Genomic DNA, 23,583 nt, shown 5'->3' on the forward strand with positions numbered 1-23,583 from the left:
CCTTTACACTTCGTTCATACTCCCTCAATAATCCTCACGTACACTAAACGTAAGCCTCAAAACCTACTAGGAGGATTTCAAATGACATTACTTCTTGATCGTATAAAAGAAAAACCATTATCAGTTGTACGAAACGAAAGCTGGCATAAGCCGATCTATGAAACAAACAGCTTGAATCTCTGGTATGGCACGTCGCATGCGCTGAAGAACATCGATCTGTCCATCAATGAACGCGAAGTGACTGCAATCATCGGTCCATCGGGATGCGGGAAATCGACTTTCCTCAAAACATTGAACCGGATGGTGGAAACCGCAGCTGATGTCTCCATCTCAGGCAATGTCACTTTTAAAGGGAATAACATTCTCGGCAAGGCGATGCCTGTTGAAATCCTTCGTTCCAAAGTCGGAATGGTGTTTCAAAAGCCGAACCCCTTCCCAAAATCGATTTATGAAAACGTCGCATTCGGACCAAGAGTGCACGGCATCCGCAACAAAGCGATGCTCGACATGATTGTAGAAGAAAGCTTGAAAAAAGCTGCATTATGGGATGAAGTGAAAGACCGCCTCCATAAAAGCGCGTACAGCCTTTCCGGAGGACAGCAGCAACGGCTATGCATCGCCCGCTGCCTTGCCATCGATCCGGAAGTGATTTTGATGGACGAACCGACATCGGCCCTGGATCCAGTATCAACGCATAAAATCGAGGAATTGATCAGTGCTATTAAAAACGATGTTACCATTGCTATCGTCACACACAATATGCAACAAGCCGCACGTATTTCCGATCGCACTGCCTTCTTCCTAAATGGCGAAGTAATCGAAGAAGATCGGACGACAACAATCTTCACCAATCCTTTAGATACATTGACAGACGACTATATTAATGGCCGATTCGGCTAATACAAAAACCCGCTCATTAGCAGTGGGTTTTTATTTATTAATTAAGTACGGATTTACAATACCTTTACACTTTAACAATACTCACTTAACAATAGTCCATTAAGATGTAGTTGTGAGGGAGATTCCTTCATCTTACATTAGAACATAAACCTAGGGGAGGATTTATCAATGAAGTTTAACAAGTATCTTTTATTCATGATTATCGCTGCTTTTGCAGTTGTTCTTGCGGCATGTGGCAAGGACGGCGATCCCGGGGAATCGGACAAAAACAAAGCATCCGCGCAAGGAGCAGAACTGGAAGGCAGTGTCGCCATTGACGGTTCCGGAACAGTGTATCCGCTTATGGCACGTCTTGCTGAGGAGTACATGGTGAACGAACAAGAGAACGTTTCCGTTGAAGTGAGCCGCGCAGGTACAAGTGCAGGGTTCAAGAAGTTCCTCGTTGAAAACGGTACAGACTTCAATGATGCTTCCCGCCAAATCAAAGATGAAGAGGCAGCAGAAGCAGACAAGCTCGGCATCGAAGTGAAAGAATTGAAGGTTGCCTTGGATGGCCTTACTTTCGTCATCAATAAAGAAAATGATTGGGCTGCTGAAATGACGCCTGAAGAACTCGTCAGCATCTTCCTTGCCGATAGCACTGTCGAGAATTGGTCCGACATCAACCCTGATTGGCCCGATGAAAAGATCAATGCTATGGGACCAAATGAAAACCATGGAACATATGAGTCTTTCTACGAAAGCATTTTAGATAAGCAAGATATGGATAGCTCAGTCAACTTGCAGCAAGAATACTCGACACTTGTTAACCTTGTTTCCGAGGACAAGAACGGCATCGCGTTCTTCGGATACGGCTACTATGTGAATAACAAAGACAAGATGAATGCTGTTGCAGTCGACTTCGGAAACGGTCCTGTCGAGCCTGCGTTAGATACGATCGCTGAGGATGGCGCTTATGCGGAGTTCACTCGCCCGGTCTTCACATACTTGAATGTGAATCACGCAAAAGAAAAGCCGCAAGTTAAGGATTTTGCGCTGTACGTCATGAACAATATTAATAAATTCGCAGGTGAAACAGGCTTTGCACCGATTCCGGAATCGGAAGTGAAAGAAAACGTCAACTTCCTAGAAGGTCTGTAATATCAGAATGGAAGGATGAGGGCTGTTAAAGCCTTCATCCTCTTGCATCTTAGTGGAAGGGGTATCTTTTAATGATAAATCACGAAATACCAAAGGCAGATAAAGTGAATATCCGGGACATGATTGACCAAAACCAACGCGGTCAGTCGATCAGAAGAAGGATTGAACGGCTCATTCCCAGCTTCCTCGCCATAATCGCCTCATTGTCAGTCCTGACGACAGTCGGCATCATTTGGACATTGTTATCTGAAACAGTGGAGTTTTTCAAACGTGTACCGTTCCTCGATTTCTTTACGGGCACCGTCTTGAAGCCGCTGAGTCAGAATCCTGAATTCGGGGTGCTTCCATTATTGATGGGCACCGTCACTTCCTCTTTGATTGCAATGGCAGTAGCCGCGCCGATCGGGCTGATGGCCGCCATCTACTTGAGCGAATATGCTCCCGCTACAGTGAGGAAAGTCGTCAAGCCGGTGCTTGAGCTGCTGGCAGGTGTACCGACAATCGTCTATGGGTTTTTCGCCTTCACTTTTGTAACACCGCTATTACGTGAATTCATTCCAAGTCTCCAAGCGACGAATATTCTTAGCCCCGGCTTAGTCATGGGTGTCATGATCATCCCGATGATCGCCTCCCTATCCGAAGACGCAATGAGTTCCGTTCCAAACTCGATGCGTGAAGGGGCTTCCGGATTAGGTGCAACGAAGCTTGAAGTGACCCGTAAAGTTGTTATTCCTGCAGCTCTATCGGGCATCATCGCTTCGTTTGTGCTCGGGATATCACGTGCCATCGGGGAAACGATGATTGTGACGATTGCGAGCGGCAGCACGAAAAACTTTACTTTTGATCTAACACAGTCGATGCAGACGATGACCGCTTATATCGTCGAAGTGACAGGCGGGGACGCCGCTTCCGGATCGACAGTCTATTACAGCTTGTATGCAGTCGCGATGACCCTTTTCGTTTTCACACTCGTGATGAACCTTATTGCAAGGGCTGTTTCCAAAAAGTTCAGGGAGGAATATTAAGATGAAACAACTGAATGAAAAACAACATATCCGTCGGACGAAGCGCCGTTTATTCCTGAACCGGTTCTCGAAGTCCATCTTCATGCTATCTGCATTTTTCGGGCTGTTCTTTCTTGCAGTTTTGCTCGTCAAAGTCGTTACGGAAGGCATCGGTTCAGTCAACTTCAATTTCTTGACCGGTAAGTTATCGACGCAGCCTGAGCGCGCGGGCATCATGGGAGCGATTCTCGGAACGTTTTGGCTCATGCTTGTCGTTGCTCCCGTTACGATGTTTGTAGGCGTCGGCACGGCGATCTACTTGGAGATGTATGCGAAAAAAGGTCGCCTGGTCAGCTTCATTCAGACGAATATTTCCAATTTGGCAGGCGTCCCTTCCATCGTGTACGGAATCCTCGGTTTAACTATTTTTGTACGGGTGCTAGACCTTGGAAACATCGTACTTGCTGGCGGATTGACGATGTCGTTATTAATTTTGCCGATTGTTATCGTTGCAAGCCAGGAAGCGATCCGTTCCATCCCCTTCTTTTTAAGTGAAGCATCTTACGGGCTCGGCGCCACGAAATGGCAAACGATCCAGCGTGTCATCCTGCCGGCAGCACTTCCGGGCATCTTGACGGGTGCGATTCTTTCCCTATCTCGCGCCATCGGAGAAACTGCGCCTCTCGTCGTCATTGGAATTCCGGCACTGCTTATCCCGTTCCCTGGAAGCATCATGGACCGCTTCACAGTATTGCCGATGCAGATCTATTACTGGACGTTGGATGCTTCGTTAGTTGCGGAATATGCCAATCTGGCAGCCGCCACAATTATCGTTTTGCTAGTAGCACTGTTCATTTTAAACTCCACAGCAATCATCATTCGGAATAAGTTCCAACGTGTATTCTAAATAGACATTCCCATCGCATCCGATTGAGGATGCGTTTTTTTGTTCGTGATCGCATGAAGCAGCATCATGACCGCCTGTTAACAGCGCAAAACAAAAAAGGATGAAGGAAATCGTAGCGATTTCCTTTCACCCTTAATAGCCAACTCATTGATTATTCGTCTATACCCATTTCCTCACGAACCACATCCGCAATACGGTTGACGAAGCGTTCGCATGTATCGTGGTCCGGTGACTCGACCATTACGCGGACGAGCGGTTCCGTTCCTGATGGACGGACGAGGACTCTGCCGTTGCCAGCCATTTCCTCCTCAACTTCCTTGATAACCGCAGCGACTTTTGCATTTTCGGTCACTTTATTTTTATCCGTCACACGGACGTTGACAAGTTCCTGCGGATAAATTGTCATCTCGCTTGCAAGGTCTGATAGCTTCCGACCCGTCCGCTTCATGATGTTGACAAGTTGCAAGGCCGTCAACAGACCGTCCCCTGTTGTATTGTAATCGAGGAAGATGATGTGGCCGGATTGCTCCCCGCCGAGATTGTAATTCCCTTTTCTCATCTCTTCGACGACGTATCGGTCACCGACGGCTGTTTTAACACTCATCATGCCGTGCCGCTCCAATGCTTTGTAGAAGCCGAGATTGCTCATAATCGTTGAAACGATTGTATCGGACTTCAAGCGGCCTTTCGATTGGAGATGGCGGCCGATGATGAACATGATCTGGTCACCATCAATGACCCGGCCAAGTTCGTCAACAGCAATGAGGCGGTCTCCATCCCCGTCAAAAGCTAGTCCGATGTCTGCGCCTTTATCGACCACGAGCTGGCTGAGGCCTTCAGGATGTGTCGATCCGACTCCTTCATTAATGTTCAAGCCGTTCGGAGATGCCCCTATTGTCGTCAAGTCCGCATCAAGGTCGGCAAAGACATGCGTTGCTAGTGAAGAAGTCGCGCCATGTGCACAGTCAAGTACAACATGAAGGTTTGTGAATTCCTCATCGACCGTCTGCTTCAAGTATTGGATATATTTATGGCCGCCTTCAAAGTAATCCGTCACAGTGCCAACATCCGCACCTACCGGACGAGGCAGCTGATCAGTCTCTTCATGTAAGAGGGATTCAATTTCTTCTTCCTGCTTATCTGTCAATTTGAAACCATCAGCACCGAAAAACTTAATCCCGTTATCCCCAAATGGGTTGTGGGACGCTGAAATCATGACACCCGCCTGGGCATTCATGACACGCGTCAAATAAGCGACACCCGGTGTGCTGATGATTCCAAGCCTCATCACTTCGACTCCCATCGATAACAGGCCTGCAATCAAAGCGTTTTCCAGCATATGGCCGGATATACGGGTATCCCGTCCAACAAGCACTTGGGATGGGGATGTCTCCTGGGAATCTTTCGTTAACACATATCCGCCAATCCTGCCGAGTTTAAAAGCAAGCTCCGGCGTTAATTCTTTATTCGCAATCCCACGGACGCCATCCGTTCCAAAATACTTTGTCATAATCCATACTCCCTTTCAATGCTTTAATCAGCTTCTCCATCATGCAAGCCTAATTTCCAATGTCACTTCATTCTCTGAAAGCTTCCATGCAATATTATCAGGACCAACTACAGAAAGCGGATATGAATGCTCCCCTTCCTGATCCGTCCCGGAAGCATCGACGCTAATAGCAAAATCCGAACTGTCAAGTGATTTAATGACTTCCTCTTTGGCAGTCACCGTCACATCGACAACTCCGTTTGCAGGTTTCAAAAAGGTACTGCTATATTTCTCATCCAGGCCTTTCACTACGACAGGGATGTTTTTAAATTCCTTTGTTACGTCCTTCTCCACATCAGTTGTTGGTTCCATCGATACATCATCAGGCGGCGGACCCTCGCCATCCATAACCGTCACGCTAATGTTCACTTTGACTTTATCCTCTGAAAGCTTGGAAACCCCCGTCGGCTTTGGTAGGTTCAATTCTAAGGTTCCTGATTCCTTTACCTTCGAAACATCGACATCCACACGAAGCGCATCAATGGTTTCAAGCGTCTTCTGCGGACCGAAGAGCGTCACCATCTTCGTATCTGTGAAAACCGAGTCGATGACGATGTTCTCACCGGGAACGCCTCTTTGGTTGAGGACGACCGGAACCACTTTACTATTTTCTTTCACTTCCACTTTTACCGTCACTTCTTCGGGTTCAATCGTCACATCCAATTTATTCAGGTCTCGGTCGAGCACCCGAACACGTGCTTTCTGTTCAAATGATTTATTGATGCCAGAATCTCCGGTTGCCGAAACCTTCACAAAGCTGATTGCTTCCACGACGCTTTTCGCACCAGTCACTTGAATGGTGGAAGGCTCGACTTCCTTTTTCACAGCATTATAACCTTCCGCAAGCAGCCGCTCATTAAATTCAGGCTCAACTGGGAACGTTTTTGATACTTTCTCTTCGATGACAACGTCAACAGTCGCCGGATTCAATCTTACATCCAGCTTATCCGATAGGTTTTCAGCTTGTATTTTGACCGTATGTCTCCCCATCGACAGGCTCCGCAAATCGACCTTCAATGTGAAATCCTTCAACAGCTTTGCCGACTGGACGAGGCTTGAAGGTCCGTCGATTTCCATATTGACCGTCTTAGGGACTCCGGTTACTACGAAATTTTCATTATCAATTAGCACTTCAACAGGCACATCGTGAAGGATACCCTGTGAATCACCGATTGTGGAACTCGTCTTTTTTTCATTCTCCGACTGGACGGAAAAGAATAGAATGATGGCGAGCGCCAATGCTGTAAAACGGAGAAACCATGGGCGATCCATTAACTTATCAACCATTTTTTTGTTTCCCCCATTTCCAGAATGGAGTAGAAGACATTTCGGTTTCTGCCCCAAACCATACTTGCCGCAGCTGTTTTTCAAATTCCTCCATTGAAAGATTCCGGTTGATGTCACCGTTAGTTGTGATGCTGACGGCACCCGTCTCCTCGGATACAATAACCGTGATGGCATCGGTCACTTCACTGATGCCAAGTGCCGCCCTGTGTCGGGTTCCGAGCTCCTTTGAAATGAAAGGATTTTCCGAGAGCGGCAAATAGCAGCCCGCAGCCGCAATACGATTCTTTTGCAAAATGACGGCCCCGTCATGCAACGGCGTATTCGGGATGAATATATTGATGAGTAATTCAGAAGTGACATCCGAGTTCAACGGCGTTCCGGTTTCAATATATTCACTTAGACCGGTCTCCCGTTCAATCGAAATAAGTGCTCCGATCCGCCGCTTCGCCATATAGCTCACCGACTTGGTAAACGCTTCAATCATGCGGTCGCGTTCCTCTTCTTCCTGCAATTGCGACCTTGCAAATAAGCGGCCTCTGCCAAGCTGCTCCAAGGCGCGGCGTATTTCGGGTTGGAAAAGGATAATAATAGCAAGGAAACCGAACATCAGCACTTGATCCAACATCCACTTCAGTGTATCAAGTCCGAAATATTCAGTGAAAATACGTGCGAATAAAATGACGAAAATCCCTTTTAACAGCTGTACAGCTTTCGTGCCTTTTATGATGGTGATCAATTTATAGAAAACAAACCAAACGAGAAGCACATCCACTATATTTTTCAGTATTTCAACCGGACTTGAGTTTGTTATCATTTCCCAACCGGGCATGCGCTTCCCTCACCTTCATCGCAAATTCTATACTTCAGTATATCATACAGCCTAGTTTCAATGCTCTTGAAAACAAATTAGGACTGGTTACTAATGGGAACGTTTTAGCCCATGTTTTGTTTCCTTTCAAGGAAGTTTTCCGCGAGCGGCAGCATTAATTGCGCGATGTGAAAAGCGACCGCGCTACCCGTTGCCGGGAAGGCAGTCGCCGGATTGCTATTCTCCCTGTTTCTCGCCATCCGAAGATGGGAAAATATCCTTGACGGTAGACTTGATTTTATACCATAGCCAGTCGAAGGCTTGATCAATTTCTTCACTTTTCCCTGTAACGACTGCTGTCGAAGCCATATATTTGGAGCCGCGGATTACCGTCACATTACCGTTCACTTCCCCTTCGATCCGGAGATTTCCATTTTTGACGACGATATCGCCTTTCACGACTTCCCCGGCGGGAACGACTACCGTTTCCCCATCGACGATGAGATTCGGCTGTTTCGTGAAGGAGAACTGTTGATTGTTGCTATAGCTTGAAAAGAGCGTCGCGCTCATTAATAGTAAAAATAGTGCAGCCGCAGCCACGAGCGGGTGTCTACGTAATAGGCGCTGAAAGCCAGCTTGCGATTTTTCTTTTGGGAGACGTGCCATAACGCCCGAGACAAATCCTTCCGGTGCTTGAATTGGAGCTGTATCCTTCAGAAATAAAGCCGACATTTTCAGTTCATCCATCATTTCCCTGCAAAGTTCACATTCAAGTAAATGCTTTTGCAGCACCTGCTCTTCTTCACGGCTAATGTCTCCGTCTAAATACGCGTGCATTAAATGAATCACTGGTTCCTGACACGTATTCATACTTTATTCCCTCCTACATAGTACCCATCTGCTTCCGTAATGCTTCCCGGCCCCGGTGGACCCGGGTCTTCACGGTTCCAAGTGGTAACTCTAAAATATCACTGATGTCCTGCAACGGCAATTCTTCCATATAACGCAAAATGATGACAGTGCGGTATTTCTCCGGCAGCCGTCCAATCTCATATTGGACACGTTCCTGCGCTTCCATACGCTCCACTTCTTCCTCCGGCAAGTCGCCGGCCGCTGCAATCTGCGAGTACATGTTCAGTCCGTCCGTTCCCGGCACTGTTGCATCAAGATAATAATCCGGCTTCTTTTTGCGGATCCTATCGATGCATAAATTTGTTGCAATCCGAAATAACCAAGTGGAGAACTTCCGTTTCTGATCGTACGTATGGATATTCACATAAGCACGTACAAAAGCTTCCTGGGCTATATCTTCCGCTTCTTGGGGATTGCCGAGCATTCGATAACAAACATGATACAGCCGATGTTGAAACATGGTGACTATTTCCTCGAATGCATCTTGATCGCCTTTGATCACTTGATTTATTCTTTTATTGACCAATTCATCCAATGACTTTCATCCTCCGCTCTATGCGGCTGTTCCTTCTATACGTTTGAAGGGTCCAACTGGTTTCATTTTTACTCCATGTTTTTTATTTTACCAAAGATTGATAAATTTTTCCGTTCTTTTAGGGATTTCTTTTACAGAAATCAATTACGGGTAAAACTCTGTGAAGCTAGTAAAACCGCCTGGATGAAAACCCAGGCGGCCATTCTCATAGTAATTTTTCCCCTAACAAAGATCCCATCAATCCGACTGCAACATCCGCAGTTTTGTTTCTTTCATCGAGTATTGGATTCACCTCGACGAATTCAGCGGATGTAATTATGCCAGCATCCTCAAGCATTTCCATTGCGAGATGACTTTCACGATAGCTTATTCCGCCCGCCACCGGTGTACCGACTCCAGGTGTGTAGAGTGGGTCAAGGCCATCCAGATCCAATGATAGATGAACCCCATCGATGTTCTTTTCCTGCAAATAAGAAATTGCTTCTTTCATGACCGTAGTCATGCCATCCCGATCAATTTCATGCATCGTGAACACTTTGATTCCTAAATTTTTAATGAGGTCACGCTCTCCCGGATCAACTGAACGTGCACCGATGATGACAATATTCTCGGGCTTCACTTTCTGCCCTTCTTGATAAATATCCACTAACCTCTCATGGCCCCGCCCCATCAGGACCGCAAGCGGCATCCCGTGGATATTGCCTGACGGTGACGTTTCAGGCGTATTCATGTCAACGTGTGCGTCATACCAGATGACGCCTAAGTTCTTATATTTCGATGTTAGTCCTGCAATTGTACCGATGGCAATACTATGATCGCCTCCCAGCACAAGAGGAAAGTTCCCTTTCTCAACGACTTTAGCTACACGGTTCGCAAGTTCACCAGTCGCTTGGACAACTTCATCCAAGTTTTTCAACTTTGCAATTTCCTGATCTTTACGTTCAACTGCGCTTACTTGGACATCTCCCTCATCCTTCAGCGTATGCCCGATCGCTTCCAATCTGTTTACCACGCCGGCATATCGGATTGCACTCGGTCCCATGTCCACGCCTCTACGGCTTTGTCCATAATCTAGCGGAACCCCTATTAATGATATATTCATTCTTTTCATAGTTGTCAGCCCCCCCCCCATATTGTAATTCCTCATATGGAATGGCTCAACCCGACAAGTTTTTGGATATTTATTCATTTTCTACAGATTTCAAAAACAGGAGTTCACAATCAGCTGGAGGCAGAGGCCTGTTGAAGAAATATATATAACTGTATTTGACGGGTAACCGAATGAACTTTTTTTTGAAAGTGGTGGGAGGGATTTTTGGCAATAAAAAAAATCCTATCGATGGATGGATTTGAGTGGTTTGTATGTGGATTGTAGGATTGTTGATTAATGAGCGAATTATTTATGGTGCTTGAATATTTAAACCGATTTGCTCGCAATCCATTGAACTTGGAATGCTTTAGGTATTAAAACCGATTTGCTCGCAATTACCTTACGGCATTGCTCGCAAAACTTTTTTATCGCGAAGCGCTAAAAAAGTTTGGCTGGGGTAGCTGGATTCGAACCAACGAATGACGGAGTCAAAGTCCGTTGCCTTACCGCTTGGCTATACCCCAATGATATATCGTGATAAGCTGCTTCCCAGATGTATGTATAGATGGTGGTGGGGGACGGATTCGAACCGCCGAACCCTGAGGGAGCGGATTTACAGTCCGCCGCGTTTAGCCACTTCGCTACCCCACCAGGTTAAATTTGTGATAAGCTGCGCATCTCTTTGTCAGCTTCATTCGTTCAATCGCTTCCGCGACCTGCTTGCCTCTCCCAATTTTAACGGGAGCTTGTAATATTTTGTGCATCTTCATTTAAGAAAACAAACATGGTGACCCCTACGGGATTCGAACCCGTGTTACCGCCGTGAAAGGGCGGTGTCTTAACCGCTTGACCAAGGGGCCATACTATAATAATAAATATTTCTCAGTGAATCGCACAAATGCTATAGTAACAAACTTATAGTCATAATGCAAGCCTATTTTTACAACCTTGTACTAAGTCAGCAGGCGGACATAAAAAAAATGTCTTGCGTTTGAAACAGAATTCTCAAGTTTCAACTGGAGCTTCCAACCGGATTCGAACCGGTGACCTCTTCCTTACCATGGAAGCACTCTACCTACTGAGCTATGGAAGCATAAAAATGGCTCCGCAGGTAGGACTCGAACCTACGACCGATCGGTTAACAGCCGATTGCTCTACCACTGAGCTACTGCGGAATCGTAATTAATTTTTCCAACGACATTATTTAGTTTAACTGAAAGCCCGGGGAAAATCAACTTTAATTTCATTACCCCGTAACGACTTTCTTATATTAGCATGTTCCAATCATATCGGTCAAGCCTTTATCATAAAGTACCCTATAGATTTCGTTTCAAAGGGGATGTAACTTGAGAGCAAAACTAATTCTTCTACTTATCGTATGCTGTGCTGCCGCATTGTTTTTCCCAAGCATGCCCGGATCGGATTCGTTGAAATCTGTTTTCCGCTTGACGGACGAGCCGAATGAAGTCATCGTCAGAGGAATGTCGGGGTCCGCATTGACCATTAATATTTCATTTGGAGACGAGGAAGTGGAGCAGCTGATCCGTGAATTACAGGCTCCCTATCCATTGCTCCTTCTTGACATGGATTGGGCCGGGCGCTTTCCTGAAATCGTACAATTGATCAAGAAACGCAACATCCCTACCGGCTTACTGGGACATGCCGGGATGGAGTATGAACAGAATACACCTCTTCTGATTGAGGAGCTGGAGAAATACGAGAAGCTTTTCGGTACCAAACCGTTATGGTTCAGAACGTCCGATGAGCAGTTCCCTTATTCATTACGGACCGCACTTTGGGACACCGAAGTGAACGCCCTTGGTTCATCAGTCCGCTGGCATACGGGAGAGCCGCCGCCGGTCATCGAAGGGGAAATCATTTCGTTGCCGCATTACCGTGAGGAACGGATTACGTTAGCCGACTTCAAAAAGCTAACTGAAACGCGTCAGAACAAATCATTGGAGGATGTCCTATTCAATATGTCCATCAAAACAAAAAAATTGCCGAAATAGCAAAAGCGCAGGGCGCCTGCCTAGAGGCAAAGCCGTCACGAAGAACGGCTTTTGCGACCACAAGCGCAGCGTTGGGAGCAATGTTTTCTGCGACCCTAAGGGAGCAGGTGTTTTGAGGCTATTATTCTGTAGACGATAGCAAAAGCGCAGTTCCCCATTCAAGTGAGGAACTGCGCTTTTCATCATTTCGCTTTTGCCGTTTTTGCCGTTTTACGCGCTTGCTTACGTGCGTCAAGTCTCGCTTTGTCCTCATCGGATTGACGGTTATACTTCGGCAACATAAGAAGCTGATAAGCATTTACCGCGAGAAGCGGGAATAATAAAATCGTCACCCATGAATCAATATTGCCGGACCGAACCATCAAAGCCGGCAGCCATTCAAGTGTCGTAATGACAATCATGAAAAACAATGCGGAAATAAGTGTGTGCTTTTTTGTCCATTTTGCTTTGAAATACGCTGTGACGATGGACACTGCCAATAAGGAAAATAGCAATGTTAAATAGAGAACCGTCCGCCCTGTTTCCCCTGCCGTCAATTTGAATCTGAAAAACACCAAGTCAAAGATGACAACCGCGATGATCAGCAACTGTACCCAGTTCCATAACGTCAATGTCTTAAATAAGTTCACACCGAATTGATGCACAGTCAAATAGGCGAAAAAGCCCATTTGCGCAACGACACTCATTGTGAACCCGAGAAAGATCATCCATAATAAAGCGCTAAGAAACTCTGTATATTCTCCGGCAGATAAATATTGTGAAAAGAATTCCCAACGGACGATCAACCCTAAGATGCCCGTGACAACTCCTCCAATTATCAATGCAGTAAAAAAGAATTTAACCCAATTTCGTATGGTCACGATACTGTTCCCCCATTTTAAATTGCTCTCAATAGTGTATCAACGTTTTGCCGAAAAATCTATTTCCTTGAATGCCTAATGCATATTCCTCTTCATATTGTGAACAATAATTGAAAATGCAATCGGAAGGGAAATTGATCTCATGATGAAAAAATGGGTTCATTTACTAGCACTTGCCTTACTCCTATCGGGCTGCAGCATGCAACAGCAAGGGCCGAATTACGATGAAATGAAGAAAATGATGACGGATGCCTTGCAGACGGATGATGGAAAAAAAGCTATCCGGAAAATGCTGTCTGATCCCGAGTTCAGGGAATTAATGGTGTTGGAGCAACCGGAAGTGAAGAAATCTATCGAGGATACGTTATTGTCGAAAAAAGGTGAGGAATTTTGGAAGCAAGCATTCGAAGACCCGAAATTCACCGAAAAAATTGCAAAAAGCATGAAAGATCAGCAGCAGGATATCATGTCGAAGTTAATTAACGACTCTTCATTTCAAAAGGAAATGGTGGAGTTTTTCGGTCAACCAGATATGCAAAAGCAGATGGAAACTATATTGCAATCTGCAGATATGAAAAAACAGATGGAGAAATCCATTGAGGAAACGATTAATAGCCCATTACTCAAAGCAAAATGGCAGGAGCTGATTCTTAAAGCTGGTGAAGTAGCGCCAACCGAGAAGGGCGGCGGGGGCGGCGGTGAATCAGGTGGCGGAGGCGGGGGCGGTGCTGGGGGCGGCGAAAGTGGCGGGGGCGGCGGCAAATAACGTCATCTCCCGCTTTAACCCAACAGTACATGTTAAAAACCTCCACGCCGGATTAAAAAAACGAACAGTCAGTGGGGGTGAACTGAGCCCCAATGATTGTTCGTTTTACTTTATTTATTCGCTTTGTCGATAACTGCCTTTGCAATTTCTGTGTACGTTTGACCGATCGGATGATGCTCGGCATAAACGGATGGCGCGAAATCTGTTTCATTCCAATCGGGCTGTCCAAGCGGGATTTGGCCTAGAAGCTCGGTGCGTAATTCCTCCGCCAACCGCGTGCCTCCCCCTTGTCCGAATACATATTCCTTTTCGTTAGACAACTTCGATTCAAACCATGCCATGTTTTCGATGACGCCCAACAACGTATGATCTGTTTGGAGCGCCATTGCCCCTGCACGTGCTGCTACGAATGCAGCAGTCGGATGCGGCGTAGTCACAACGATTTCTTTCGAGGAAGGAATCATTTGATGGACATCAAGCGCAACGTCACCTGTTCCAGGCGGCAAATCCAGGATGAGGTAATCAAGAGGACCCCAATCCACATCGCGGAAGAACTGATCCAGCACTTTCCCAAGCATCGGGCCGCGCCATACGACCGGAGCGTTATCCTCGACAAAGAACCCCATGGAAATCACTTTCACGCCAAAACGCTCCACCGGAATGATCCGATTTTCACGGATTACCGGCAACTCGGTAATGCCCATCATATCCGGCACACTGAATCCGTAAATATCCGCATCGATCAATCCGACCTTTTTCCCGAGACGAGCGAGCGCAACCGCCAAGTTCACGGAAACGGTTGACTTACCGACTCCGCCTTTCCCGGATGCAATCGAAATGAATTCAATATCATTCAGCGGAGACAGCAGGTCCTGTGCTTCCGCCTCCGTCGCAGTGCCACGGAACTTTTCAAGCGTTTCGGGCGGAAGTTCTTCAAATCGGATTCCGACTGAATCCGCCCCGGCCGCCTTTATCACTTCAACCACTTTCGTCTGCAAGTTCATTTGCTCCGCCGTGTTGACTTTAGCGATGGCCAATTTTACACTGACATGCTTCTTCTCCGGTTTAACCGATACGCTGACAATTCCATCTGTTTCCGCAAGTGTTTTATGTAAAAACGGATCCTTCAACTCGCCTACAACATCACGGATAATTTGTTCGTTTATCAATATGGCCACCCCTTAGAGATTTATTCATTCTTCCCTAAGTATACCATATTGCCCCTTCTTCAAAGTCGGAATTTACTTTCATTGTTTTTCCGATAATTGAAATTGTATAATTCCCTCCACAATCGCATCCGCCACTTTCCCCCGGTACGTAGGATCCGTCAACAATGCCCGTTCCTCAGGATTTGAGATGAAGCCCGTTTCTATAAGTACGGAAGGCATCGGAACCTTTTTCAATAAATAAACCCCTTTGATCGCCATGGCTTCACGCTCGGTATTTTTTAAATTTGTTACGAAAGATCCTTGAATTGACTTGGCTAATAGCTCGCCTCCGGGATGTCCTTCCGCATGATAAAATACTTGCGAGCCCCGCCATCTTTGTTCCGGAATTGCATTTACGTGGACACTGAGGAAGATGTCGGGATCCTCATTGATGGCGATATTTTCACGCAGTTTCAAATCAGCCAATTTCCTTTGCCGAATTGTTCCAAACTTATCACTTGGTGCATGTTCCGCAATGGCGTCCCCTTCCTTCTCACGGGTCATGACAACCATTGCACCCTTCTTTTCAAGCCTTTTTTTCAACTCATGTGCAATGCTTAAGGTAATATCCCTTTCTACTACTTCTCCAACTGACGCTCCTCCATCCAATCCACCGTGCCCGGGATCAATGAGAATCTTCATTCCCCCAAGCTGTTCAGGCATGAAGAATCCTCTGTCCGAGGCATTCACACCGTACAGCACAACAAGAAGGGAGCTCGCAAATAATAACCCGATGATTAGCCATCGTTTCAATCTTACACCGCCTTTTTCCTCCACTATACGCACACCTTGGCGAAGATATGAATGCTTGTATTACATAATTGATAAGCGCAACAGGTAGAGGTATGAATGGACCTTGAACATGAAAGATTGGACCCTTGCTGGAATTAATGGACCTTGAACGCGAGAAAATGGAAACTTGCACATCGGCAACAAAAAAAGAAGCCGCATAGGCTCCTCTTTTCGCAATACTTATTCAACGTCCCCTTGCCAGTCCAGCATGCCGCCGACCATATTCGTCACGTCATATCCTTTTGCCTCTAAGAACTCTGCTGCACGCCCACTGCGTCCGCCTGACCGGCAAATGAGCACGTATGGTTCAGCTTTTTCGAGCTCTTCCAAACGCTCCGGAACTTCCCCTAATGGAATATGGATTGCACCTGGAATCATGCCTTGTTCAACTTCATCTTCTTCCCGGACATCAATCATATTAACTGTTTCACCGTTTTCCAACTGCTTCTGGAGTTCAGTTGTAGTCATTTCCTTCATGCCGATTCCTCCTCTTGTTCATTCCCTTCATATTATAGGGGTGAGGGATCCTCAGTCCAATATTTTGAACTCCAGTGGAAATTAAATTAACATCCCCGCAATAGCTGCACTCGTCAGATTGGCTAGTGTCGCCGCGATGATTGCACGTAATCCCATCTCCGCGATGTCTTGTCTTCTTGAAGGGGCCATACCACCTAAACCGCCAATTAACATAGCAAGCGCTGAAAGATTTGCGAAGCCGCATAGTGCAAAGCTGATCATCGCGACGCTCTTAGGTGACAGATTGGCTATTTCAGATGCAAAAGAAGTGTAGGCAACGAATTCGTTCAATATGAATTTTTGCCCGATAAATGAACCGGCTTGCAATGCTTCCTCCCAAGGAACACCAATGAGGAAGGCGATTGGGAAGAAAAGATACCCTAATATTTTTTCAAGCGTTAACGATTCAAATCCAAAGAATCCGCCAATTGCTCCGGTGATTAGGTTAATCAAATAAATGAGAGAGATAAACGCGATTAACATCGCACCTACACCAACCGCTATTTTCAATCCATCCATCGCCCCGCGTGAAGCCGCATCGATGACGTTTTTGGATTCCGTGTCTTTTACCATTTGAACATCTTCTGTTTCGTTCAACTGTACCGTTTGAGGAACTATAATTTTGGCAAATAACAATCCTGCCGGAGCACCCATGAAAGCTGCCGACAGCAAATATTCGATAGGGACGCCTAACATAGCGTAACCGCCTAACACGGCACCTGATACGCAGGCCAAGCCCCCTACCATCACTGCAAACAACTCTGATCTAGTCATTTTTTCGATATAAGGTTTAACGACTAACGGGGCTTCCGTCGGTCCGAGAAAGATATTGGCAGCAGCCGACATCGATTCGGTCTCACTCGTCTTAAGAGCCTTCGCCAAAAGGCCACCAAGGATTTTCGTCAAGAATTGCATAATTCCTAAATAATAAAGTACCGATACTAAGGAAGCAAAGAAAATGATAATGGGTAACACTTGAAATGCAAAGGTGAAGCCTGCACCTTCTGCCCCTAGTACACCTCCGAATAAGAATTGAATTCCTTCATTGGAGGAGTCGATTACTTTTTGGACAATTCCAGAAATGTATTCCAAGACTTTTCTTCCGAACTCCCATTTTAACACCATAAATCCGAAAATAATTTGGATGGCCAAAGCTCCAAAAACAGTTCTCGGATTAATGGACTTTTTTGCTGTTGATAGGCACCATGCAATTGCCAATATCCCAATGATGCCGCCAATCCCCCAGATGTATTGCATAGTATCTCTCCTATCATAGTAAAATCGAGCTGATTATTCGTTTTTATTTGGAGTTTTCTCCGGTAACCTGCTTTGCCAATTCCGTAATGTAATCGAAGAATGCGTCTCGATTCACATCATAAACAACATTTACAGGGCGCCCGTCAGGTGTTTCCACTGTCCGACCCTGACTCGGTCCATCCGGAATGACAATACTATTGACCGTTTTTACCTTTACAAGATCTTGTTTTCCAAGAAATGCTGTTGTTAACACATCCCATAGATAGTACGTGGAATTTGTTTTAAAGTGGACGAGCGGCGGAACCATTGCATAACATTGACCGAGAAAGTCCACTCCGATATAGTTGCGTTCCCTTGCCCAGCGCTCACGTACATCCAAAGTTAGTGGTACCTGGTTTGTACTTTCGAGCGCGACTAAATCTATTTCGATCTTTGTTTCCCATACGCGAGCCGCTGCTTCCGGATCCCAAAACACATTCCACTCAGCTGTACCATCATGTTCTGGCTCATGGACATTTCCATCTTCACGGAAAGTGCCGCCCATGAAAACAAGCCTTTCGATCTTCTCTTCAATATCCGGCGCTTCATCCAATGCACGCGCAAGATCAGTAAGCGGCCCAGTGAATAATAAAGTAGTCTTCTCTGGTGTATTTCGAATCGCATCGATCATATGAAGATGTGCCGGCTTCTCCGCCACGGGCGTAACAACTTTCCCTGATTCATTTAGAATTGGCAGTGCATCTACAAGAAATGCATGCATTCTCCAGTCTTTCGGAAAAGGATTCTTTCCGCGAGAGTTCGATTCTGCTACATCAAGGCTAACATCATTCCCGAAGCGGTCAATGATTTTCCGGCTTGCATAAACGGCCGGCTCTAAATAACAATCCGCCGGAATGACAGATACGCCTGTCAGTTCGACATTATCCATTTGAAGCAATAAGAATAAAGATATAAGGTCGTCGACTCCACCGTCGTGGTTGAAATAAATAGGTTTTTTAGTCATGCTGTCCCATCCTTTAGAATACATTTTTGTTTGAACCACTATAGATTAGTCTCCCGTTATTAACGGGAAGCTATTCATATGCTTTTTCCGGCAATTTATTTTCTGGATGAAATACAAAAAACCAGATAGATTCTACCTATCCGGTTTACCGATTCACGAAAAACAATGGAATAAAAATGTTTCCAGTCAGTTTTTCATGTAGTCCGGTAGTTTACGGTTACCAGGTAGAAACGCTTGAGCCATATTCCCAAGCATATACATTTATTATTTAAATAAAATTATCGCACATTTCTTGAAGCTGTTTTTGCACTTTATATTTATAGCATAAAAACTGTAAGACGGTCAATGTAAACACGAATGTTATTTTATTTCGATAAATCATTCTTCGTGTTTACGCTTTCGAAATGAAGAAGATCCTATAATAGAAAACCTAATACTACATAATTCCAAAATACCCAAACAAAAAACCCTTTCCTGAAAAGGAAAGGGCTGTAAATATTCGTAGATTAACGTTTTGAGAACTGAGGTGCACGACGCGCGCCTTTAAGACCGTATTTTTTACGTTCTTTCATGCGGGAGTCACGAGTAAGCAATCCTGCAGATTTCAAAGTTCCGCGGAAGTCAGGGTCTACAGTAAGTAGAGCGCGTGCTACGCCGTGGCGGATTGCGCCTGCTTGACCTGTGTAACCGCCGCCGTGGACGTTTACATGGATGTCATAGCTGCCAAGAGTTTCAGTAGCTACAAGTGGTTGTTTAATCACTTCACGAAGTGTTTCGAATGGTACGTAGTCTTCTACGTCACGGTTGTTGACGACAATTTTACCTTCGCCAGGTACGAGACGTACACGAGCTACTGAGCTTTTACGACGGCCAGTGCCGATATATTGTACTTGTGCCAAAAGTGTTTCCTCCTCTTAATTATCCGCGAAGCTCATATGCTTCTGGTTTTTGTGCCGTATGTGGATGTTCCGGTCCAGCATAGACATGAAGTTTCTTGAATGTTTGACGACCAAGTGGGCCTTTTGGAAGCATCCCTTTAATCGCAAGTTCCAACATCTTAGTTGGATAGTTCGTACGCATTTCAAGCGCAGTACGTTGTTTAAGATTACCAGTATAGCCAGAGTGGCGATAGTAGATTTTATCTTTTAATTTATTCCCAGTCAAATGGATTTTCTCAGCGTTGATGATGATAACGTGATCGCCAGTGTCAACGTGTGGTGTGAACGTAGGTTTGTTTTTGCCGCGCAAAATTGATGCAACTTCAGAAGCTAGACGACCAAGCGTCTGTCCTTCAGCGTCGACAACGAGCCATTTACGCTCTACTTCGTGACCTTTAGCCATGAATGTTGTACGCATGTATTGTTTCCTCCTAAAAATATCAAATCTGTTCCGTTTTCTCTATCCCTAAACACAAATAAACTTTCCGGGGCTTATTGTGGGGTTATTGAAATACCATTTATCATCTTATATTGAATACGTTCATAAGTCAAGCGTTTTGTTAGAAAACGCCAGGAAAAGTTGACACGGGTCTAGTACGTGACATTCATCAAGTACAAACCGTGTGCTGGCGCTGTTTTGCCAGCCTTTTTCCGGTCCTTCGCCTCAAGGATTTCCTTCATGTCCTGCGGCTCGTTCCAACCGATGCCGACTGCAAAAAGCATACCGGCAATTGTCCGTACCATGTTGTACAGAAAACCGTCGCCTTCAATCGTCATGATCAGCTCTTCGCCTTGTTGTTCAACAGTCAGTTCCCTGACCGTCCGCACCCTGTTCGAAGTAGCAGTCTTGGACGAACAGAAACTTGTGAAATCATGCGTACCGATAATGTACTCGGCAGCCTCACGCATCCTAGCGATATCCGGCCGCCACTTTCCCAAATGGACTGCATAATTGCGTTCAAAGGGGCTCTGCACTTCACTTGACGACCATTTAAACATATACGTTTTACCTGTTGCGGAATAGCGCGCATGGAAATCCTCATCCACGAATTCTGTTTCTACAATCCGCACATCTTTCGGCAATAAAACGTTCATCGCCATTTGCCAACGATCGAGCGGCAGCTCTAGAGGAGTGTCAAAATGGATCACTTGACCCCATGCATGCACACCTGCGTCCGTCCTGCCGCTTGCGACAGAGTGGATGGAACTGTCTTTGTGGAGCTTCACAAGCGCCTTGTCGATGACGGACTGCACTGTCCGCATATTCGGTTGAAACTGGTATCCAGCGTAGTGTGTACCGTCATAAGCAACTTTGGCCTTAACACGTCTCATATCAGTTCCCTCCCCTCAGCCAAAAAAGGGCTACGACTAAAACGAGGAAGAGAATGATGACCACTGTATCACGCCACTGCCAATCCAATTGACGGTACCTCGTCCTGCCCTCTCCTCCGCGGTAGCCCCTCACTTCCATTGCGATGGCGAGGTCCTCTGCCCGTTTGAATGCGCTGACGAAAAGAGGGACAAGAAGCGGAACGACCGCCCGGATCCTTTCTTTAACAGTCCCGCTCGTCAAATCGGAGCCACGGGCGAGCTGTGCCTTTAAAATCTTATCTGTTTCATCCATCAACGTCGGAATGAAGCGAAGTGATATCGACATCATCAATGCCAACTCGTGAACAGGCAGTTTAAAGCGCTTCAACGGATTCAACAGCGTCTCCATACCGTCCGTGATGGAAATGGGTGACGTCGTCAGCGTTAATATGGTTGTCATCAAGACAAGCACGAGGAAGCGGATGGAAATATAAATCCCTTGCCTGACGCCTTCTTCGTAAATCTTGAGGAACTTCCAATCGATCAGCAATGCACCTTCCTTTGTGAAGATGAAGTGCATGAGCAATGTGAATATGATTAGGAAGAGAATCGGCTTCAATCCGTTGAACAGGAAATAGAGCCGGATGCGCGCAATAGAAATGACGAGCAATGTGAAAGCCAATAGCAAAGCGTACGTCGCCGTATTGTTAGCTAGAAAGACCGCTACGATGAACAAGAAGACGAACAGTAGTTTCGATCTCGGATCCAGCCGATGGACGAATGAATTCCCCGGCACGTATCGGCCGAAAATCATCTTCTCCAACATTATCGCTCACCTTCTTCCTTCAGAGCTTCTGCAATTGTCTTAGCAAGCTGCTCTTCCGTCAGTGCCAGCGTTCCAAATCGCTTGCCAAATAGCTTCTCCACTTTATGCTGAAACGCCACAGAACGCGGCAGGCCGAGCCTGAAAGCCTTAAGGCGCTCAGCATCCCCGAACACTTCCTCAGGCGCTCCAGCCATAACAGAACGCCCCTCATGCATGACGAGGACCTGATCCGCGTATCTCGCGGCATCCTCCATGCTGTGAGTGACGAGGATGGTCGTCAAGCCTTCCTCTTTATGCAATTTGGTAAACAGCTCCATAATTTCTTTCCGTCCACGCGGATCGAGTCCGGCCGTCGGTTCGTCCAAAATGAGGACTGACGGCTTGAATGCAAGGACGCCGGCAATCGCCACTCGTCGCATCTGTCCCCCCGATAAATCGAACGGCGACTTCTGTGCAACGTCTTCCGGCAAGCCCAACAGACGGATCAATTCATGAGCACGCTGTCTAGCTTCCTCTTCAGGAATACCGAAATTCAGCGGACCGAACATGATATCCTTTTCCACTGTTTCCTCAAAAAGCTGATGTTCAGGAAATTGGAAAACGATGCCGACGTGCCGACGGATCTTTTTCAGCTCTTTCGCCTTCGTGTCAGCGGTGATGCTTACATCTCCGACGCGCACGACACCTTCAGTAGGTTTCAATAAACCGTTTAAATGGAGAAGCAACGTCGATTTGCCTGATCCCGTATGTCCGATGATCGCCGTGTACGATCCTGTCCGTATTGAAGCATTCACCTCATAAAGGGCCCGCTTTTCAAAAGGCGTGCCTTTTGCATACGAATAGCCTACTTGTTGAAGTGAGATGTCCATAATTCATTCACCAACTCTTCTTCCGTCATATGTTCCCCTTGTATCCCAACTCCTGCCTGGCGTAAGGAGCGGGACAATCTTGCAGCAAAAGGCAAATCCAACCCAATCGACTCCAGCTTATCGCCATGAGCAAAAATCTCCTCCGGCTTGCCTGTCAACAACAACTTGCCATCATTCATCACTATGACCCTATCAGCCAATAGCACTTCTTCCAGATCATGTGTAATGGAAATGACCGTTAGCCCTGTTGTCCGCTTAAGTTCATCGACGACTTGGATCACTTCATCACGCCCTTGTGGATCCAGCATCGAAGTCGCCTCGTCCAAAATAAGCAGCTTCGGGCGCATGGCAAGCGCTCCTGCGATTGCCACACGCTGTTTTTGTCCGCCGGATAGATGATGGGGCTCATGATCCAGAAATCCTTCCATGTTCACTTGCGCAAGTGATTCGTGGACACGTGGCACCATCTCCTCGAAAGGGATGCCATTGTTCTCCAAAGCGAATGCAACATCGTCCTGAACAGTTGAGCCGACGAACTGATTATCCGGGTTTTGAAAGACGATTCCGATGTCCGAACGGATTTCCCATAGGTTGTCCGCGTTCAGCTCCTCCAGGAAGACCTTCACTTTGCCTTGCTCGGGAAATAAAAGACCGATCATCAGCTTCGCCAACGTCGATTTGCCTGATCCGTTATGACCGACGATAGCAATCCATTCACCGTCATTCACAGTGAAATTGACATCATCAACCGCCCTCCGCGTTACGCCATCTTCCGACTCGTATGAATAGGACACGTGATCCAACGACAAAATTTCCTTCACATCTTTCACCTCCGGGCATTCTTTCGATTATGTATGAAACAACTGAATTCTACAATTTTTTCTTTAAACAAATAAAAAAAGCGCGCACCTCATCCGAAGAAATGCGCTCCATTCTATTCTGATGCCGGGTGCTCAATCCGGATCAGCGGATGAGATGCGTAGAGCTAGACCGATCGGCCGAACCGTCGATCGTAACACTCAGCTTTTAATATTGTCGTATAAATCATATAGATAAGAAAAGGGCGTGGCTGTGCGTATGCCAGACACACCCT

The 23,583-nt window shown here is 46.2% G+C and carries 24 protein-coding genes, 5 tRNA genes and 1 riboswitch; of the genes, 6 read left to right on the forward strand and 23 right to left on the reverse strand.

Annotated features, from left to right (window positions below; translation table 11 throughout):
* Positions 1–81: 81 nt before the first annotated feature.
* From pstB to pstA, 4 genes are all read left to right on the forward strand, one after another.
* A complete protein-coding gene (gene pstB, locus M3191_RS07780) occupies positions 82–900 on the forward strand; it encodes a phosphate ABC transporter ATP-binding protein PstB (RefSeq protein ID WP_251699650.1) in 819 nt (272 codons plus the stop codon).
* Between the two features lie 168 nt (positions 901–1,068).
* The gene (locus M3191_RS07785) at positions 1,069–2,040 is read left to right on the forward strand and encodes a PstS family phosphate ABC transporter substrate-binding protein (RefSeq protein ID WP_251699652.1); all 972 of its coding nucleotides are present in this window, start codon (positions 1,069–1,071) and stop codon (positions 2,038–2,040) included.
* Between the two features lie 71 nt (positions 2,041–2,111).
* Positions 2,112–3,065 carry a phosphate ABC transporter permease subunit PstC gene (pstC, locus tag M3191_RS07790; RefSeq protein ID WP_251699654.1) on the forward strand — a complete coding sequence of 318 codons (954 nt, stop codon included), beginning with the start codon at positions 2,112–2,114 and terminating at the stop codon, positions 3,063–3,065.
* A gap of 1 nt (position 3,066) precedes the next feature.
* Positions 3,067–3,951 (forward strand): phosphate ABC transporter permease PstA, encoded by an 885-nt coding sequence (pstA, locus tag M3191_RS07795; protein ID WP_251699656.1) that lies wholly within the window; start codon positions 3,067–3,069, stop codon positions 3,949–3,951.
* A gap of 151 nt (positions 3,952–4,102) precedes the next feature.
* On the opposite strand, the gene glmM is transcribed toward pstA, so the two are convergent.
* The 11 genes from glmM to M3191_RS07850 form a co-directional block, all read right to left on the reverse strand.
* Positions 4,103–5,461: a phosphoglucosamine mutase gene (gene glmM / locus M3191_RS07800; RefSeq protein WP_251699658.1), complete on the reverse strand. Its 1,359-nt coding sequence runs from the start codon at positions 5,459–5,461 to the stop codon at positions 4,103–4,105.
* 39 nt (positions 5,462–5,500) lie between these two features.
* On the reverse strand, positions 5,501–6,787 hold the full coding sequence (locus tag M3191_RS07805) for a CdaR family protein (RefSeq protein WP_251699660.1): 1,287 nt from the start codon (positions 6,785–6,787) through the stop codon (positions 5,501–5,503).
* Positions 6,780–7,616, reverse strand: a complete 837-nt coding sequence (cdaA, locus tag M3191_RS07810; protein ID WP_285853264.1) for a diadenylate cyclase CdaA — start codon at positions 7,614–7,616, stop codon at positions 6,780–6,782. Before cdaA ends, M3191_RS07805 begins: the two co-directional genes overlap by 8 nt.
* Before the next feature lie 216 nt (positions 7,617–7,832).
* Positions 7,833–8,465 (reverse strand): zf-HC2 domain-containing protein, encoded by a 633-nt coding sequence (locus M3191_RS07815; protein WP_251699662.1) that lies wholly within the window; start codon positions 8,463–8,465, stop codon positions 7,833–7,835.
* A gap of 13 nt (positions 8,466–8,478) precedes the next feature.
* A complete protein-coding gene (sigW, locus tag M3191_RS07820) occupies positions 8,479–9,042 on the reverse strand; it encodes an RNA polymerase sigma factor SigW (protein ID WP_251695491.1) in 564 nt (187 codons plus the stop codon).
* 205 nt (positions 9,043–9,247) lie between these two features.
* Positions 9,248–10,153, reverse strand: a complete 906-nt coding sequence (rocF, locus tag M3191_RS07825; RefSeq protein WP_251699664.1) for an arginase — start codon at positions 10,151–10,153, stop codon at positions 9,248–9,250.
* Positions 10,154–10,581: 428 nt separating this feature from the next.
* Positions 10,582–10,656: transfer RNA gene (locus M3191_RS07830), tRNA-Gln, on the reverse strand.
* Positions 10,657–10,698: 42 nt separating this feature from the next.
* A tRNA-Tyr gene (locus tag M3191_RS07835) sits at positions 10,699–10,783 on the reverse strand.
* A gap of 134 nt (positions 10,784–10,917) precedes the next feature.
* Positions 10,918–10,992: transfer RNA gene (locus M3191_RS07840), tRNA-Glu, on the reverse strand.
* 157 nt (positions 10,993–11,149) lie between these two features.
* Positions 11,150–11,225 (reverse strand) — tRNA-Thr (locus M3191_RS07845).
* Between the two features lie 7 nt (positions 11,226–11,232).
* Positions 11,233–11,307 (reverse strand) — tRNA-Asn (locus tag M3191_RS07850).
* 171 nt (positions 11,308–11,478) lie between these two features.
* Between M3191_RS07850 and M3191_RS07855 the strand changes: the two genes are divergently transcribed.
* Positions 11,479–12,144, forward strand: a complete 666-nt coding sequence (locus tag M3191_RS07855; protein WP_251699666.1) for a hypothetical protein — start codon at positions 11,479–11,481, stop codon at positions 12,142–12,144.
* 182 nt (positions 12,145–12,326) lie between these two features.
* Here M3191_RS07855 and M3191_RS07860 read toward each other — a convergent pair whose 3' ends face one another.
* Positions 12,327–13,004, reverse strand: a complete 678-nt coding sequence (locus M3191_RS07860) for a KinB-signaling pathway activation protein (protein WP_251699668.1) — start codon at positions 13,002–13,004, stop codon at positions 12,327–12,329.
* Between the two features lie 142 nt (positions 13,005–13,146).
* Here M3191_RS07860 and gerD point away from each other — a divergent pair, with 142 nt between their 5' ends.
* Positions 13,147–13,770: a spore germination lipoprotein GerD gene (gene gerD / locus M3191_RS07865; protein ID WP_353056515.1), complete on the forward strand. Its 624-nt coding sequence runs from the start codon at positions 13,147–13,149 to the stop codon at positions 13,768–13,770.
* A 110-nt stretch (positions 13,771–13,880) separates the two neighbouring features.
* Here the strand turns inward: gerD and M3191_RS07870 are convergent, their stop codons facing one another.
* The 11 genes from M3191_RS07870 to M3191_RS07920 all read right to left on the reverse strand — a co-directional run bounded on the left by M3191_RS07870 (position 13,881) and on the right by M3191_RS07920 (position 23,311).
* Entirely contained in the window at positions 13,881–14,939 is a 1,059-nt protein-coding gene (locus M3191_RS07870) for an Mrp/NBP35 family ATP-binding protein (RefSeq protein WP_251699670.1), read from the reverse strand.
* Between the two features lie 78 nt (positions 14,940–15,017).
* Positions 15,018–15,731 carry an N-acetylmuramoyl-L-alanine amidase gene (locus M3191_RS07875; protein WP_251699672.1) on the reverse strand — a complete coding sequence of 238 codons (714 nt, stop codon included), beginning with the start codon at positions 15,729–15,731 and terminating at the stop codon, positions 15,018–15,020.
* A 219-nt stretch (positions 15,732–15,950) separates the two neighbouring features.
* On the reverse strand, positions 15,951–16,247 hold the full coding sequence (locus M3191_RS07880) for a rhodanese-like domain-containing protein (protein ID WP_251699674.1): 297 nt from the start codon (positions 16,245–16,247) through the stop codon (positions 15,951–15,953).
* 81 nt (positions 16,248–16,328) lie between these two features.
* On the reverse strand, positions 16,329–17,543 hold the full coding sequence (locus tag M3191_RS07885) for a NupC/NupG family nucleoside CNT transporter (RefSeq protein ID WP_251699676.1): 1,215 nt from the start codon (positions 17,541–17,543) through the stop codon (positions 16,329–16,331).
* 43 nt (positions 17,544–17,586) lie between these two features.
* Positions 17,587–18,546, reverse strand: a complete 960-nt coding sequence (locus M3191_RS07890) for a nucleoside hydrolase (RefSeq protein ID WP_251699678.1) — start codon at positions 18,544–18,546, stop codon at positions 17,587–17,589.
* A 179-nt stretch (positions 18,547–18,725) separates the two neighbouring features.
* Positions 18,726–18,827, reverse strand: a riboswitch (purine riboswitch).
* Positions 18,828–19,052: 225 nt separating this feature from the next.
* Complete coding sequence (gene rpsI / locus M3191_RS07895; RefSeq protein ID WP_251627916.1) at positions 19,053–19,445, reverse strand: 30S ribosomal protein S9; 393 nt, start codon at positions 19,443–19,445, stop codon at positions 19,053–19,055.
* Between the two features lie 19 nt (positions 19,446–19,464).
* Positions 19,465–19,902: a 50S ribosomal protein L13 gene (rplM, locus tag M3191_RS07900; protein ID WP_251695500.1), complete on the reverse strand. Its 438-nt coding sequence runs from the start codon at positions 19,900–19,902 to the stop codon at positions 19,465–19,467.
* A gap of 173 nt (positions 19,903–20,075) precedes the next feature.
* Positions 20,076–20,816, reverse strand: a complete 741-nt coding sequence (gene truA / locus M3191_RS07905) for a tRNA pseudouridine(38-40) synthase TruA (protein ID WP_251699680.1) — start codon at positions 20,814–20,816, stop codon at positions 20,076–20,078.
* Between the two features lies 1 nt (position 20,817).
* Positions 20,818–21,621, reverse strand: coding sequence for an energy-coupling factor transporter transmembrane component T family protein (locus M3191_RS07910; protein WP_251699682.1), 804 nt, complete (start codon positions 21,619–21,621; stop codon positions 20,818–20,820).
* Entirely contained in the window at positions 21,621–22,490 is an 870-nt protein-coding gene (locus M3191_RS07915; RefSeq protein ID WP_251699684.1) for an energy-coupling factor ABC transporter ATP-binding protein, read from the reverse strand. Before M3191_RS07915 ends, M3191_RS07910 begins: the two co-directional genes overlap by 1 nt.
* Positions 22,466–23,311: an energy-coupling factor ABC transporter ATP-binding protein gene (locus M3191_RS07920; RefSeq protein WP_251699686.1), complete on the reverse strand. Its 846-nt coding sequence runs from the start codon at positions 23,309–23,311 to the stop codon at positions 22,466–22,468. The genes M3191_RS07915 and M3191_RS07920 overlap by 25 nt, the downstream gene beginning before the upstream one ends.
* Positions 23,312–23,583: the final 272 nt, after the last annotated feature.

The sequence above is a fragment of the Sporosarcina luteola genome (assembly GCF_023715535.1).
Classification (GTDB): Bacteria; Bacillota; Bacilli; order Bacillales_A; family Planococcaceae; genus Sporosarcina; species Sporosarcina luteola_B.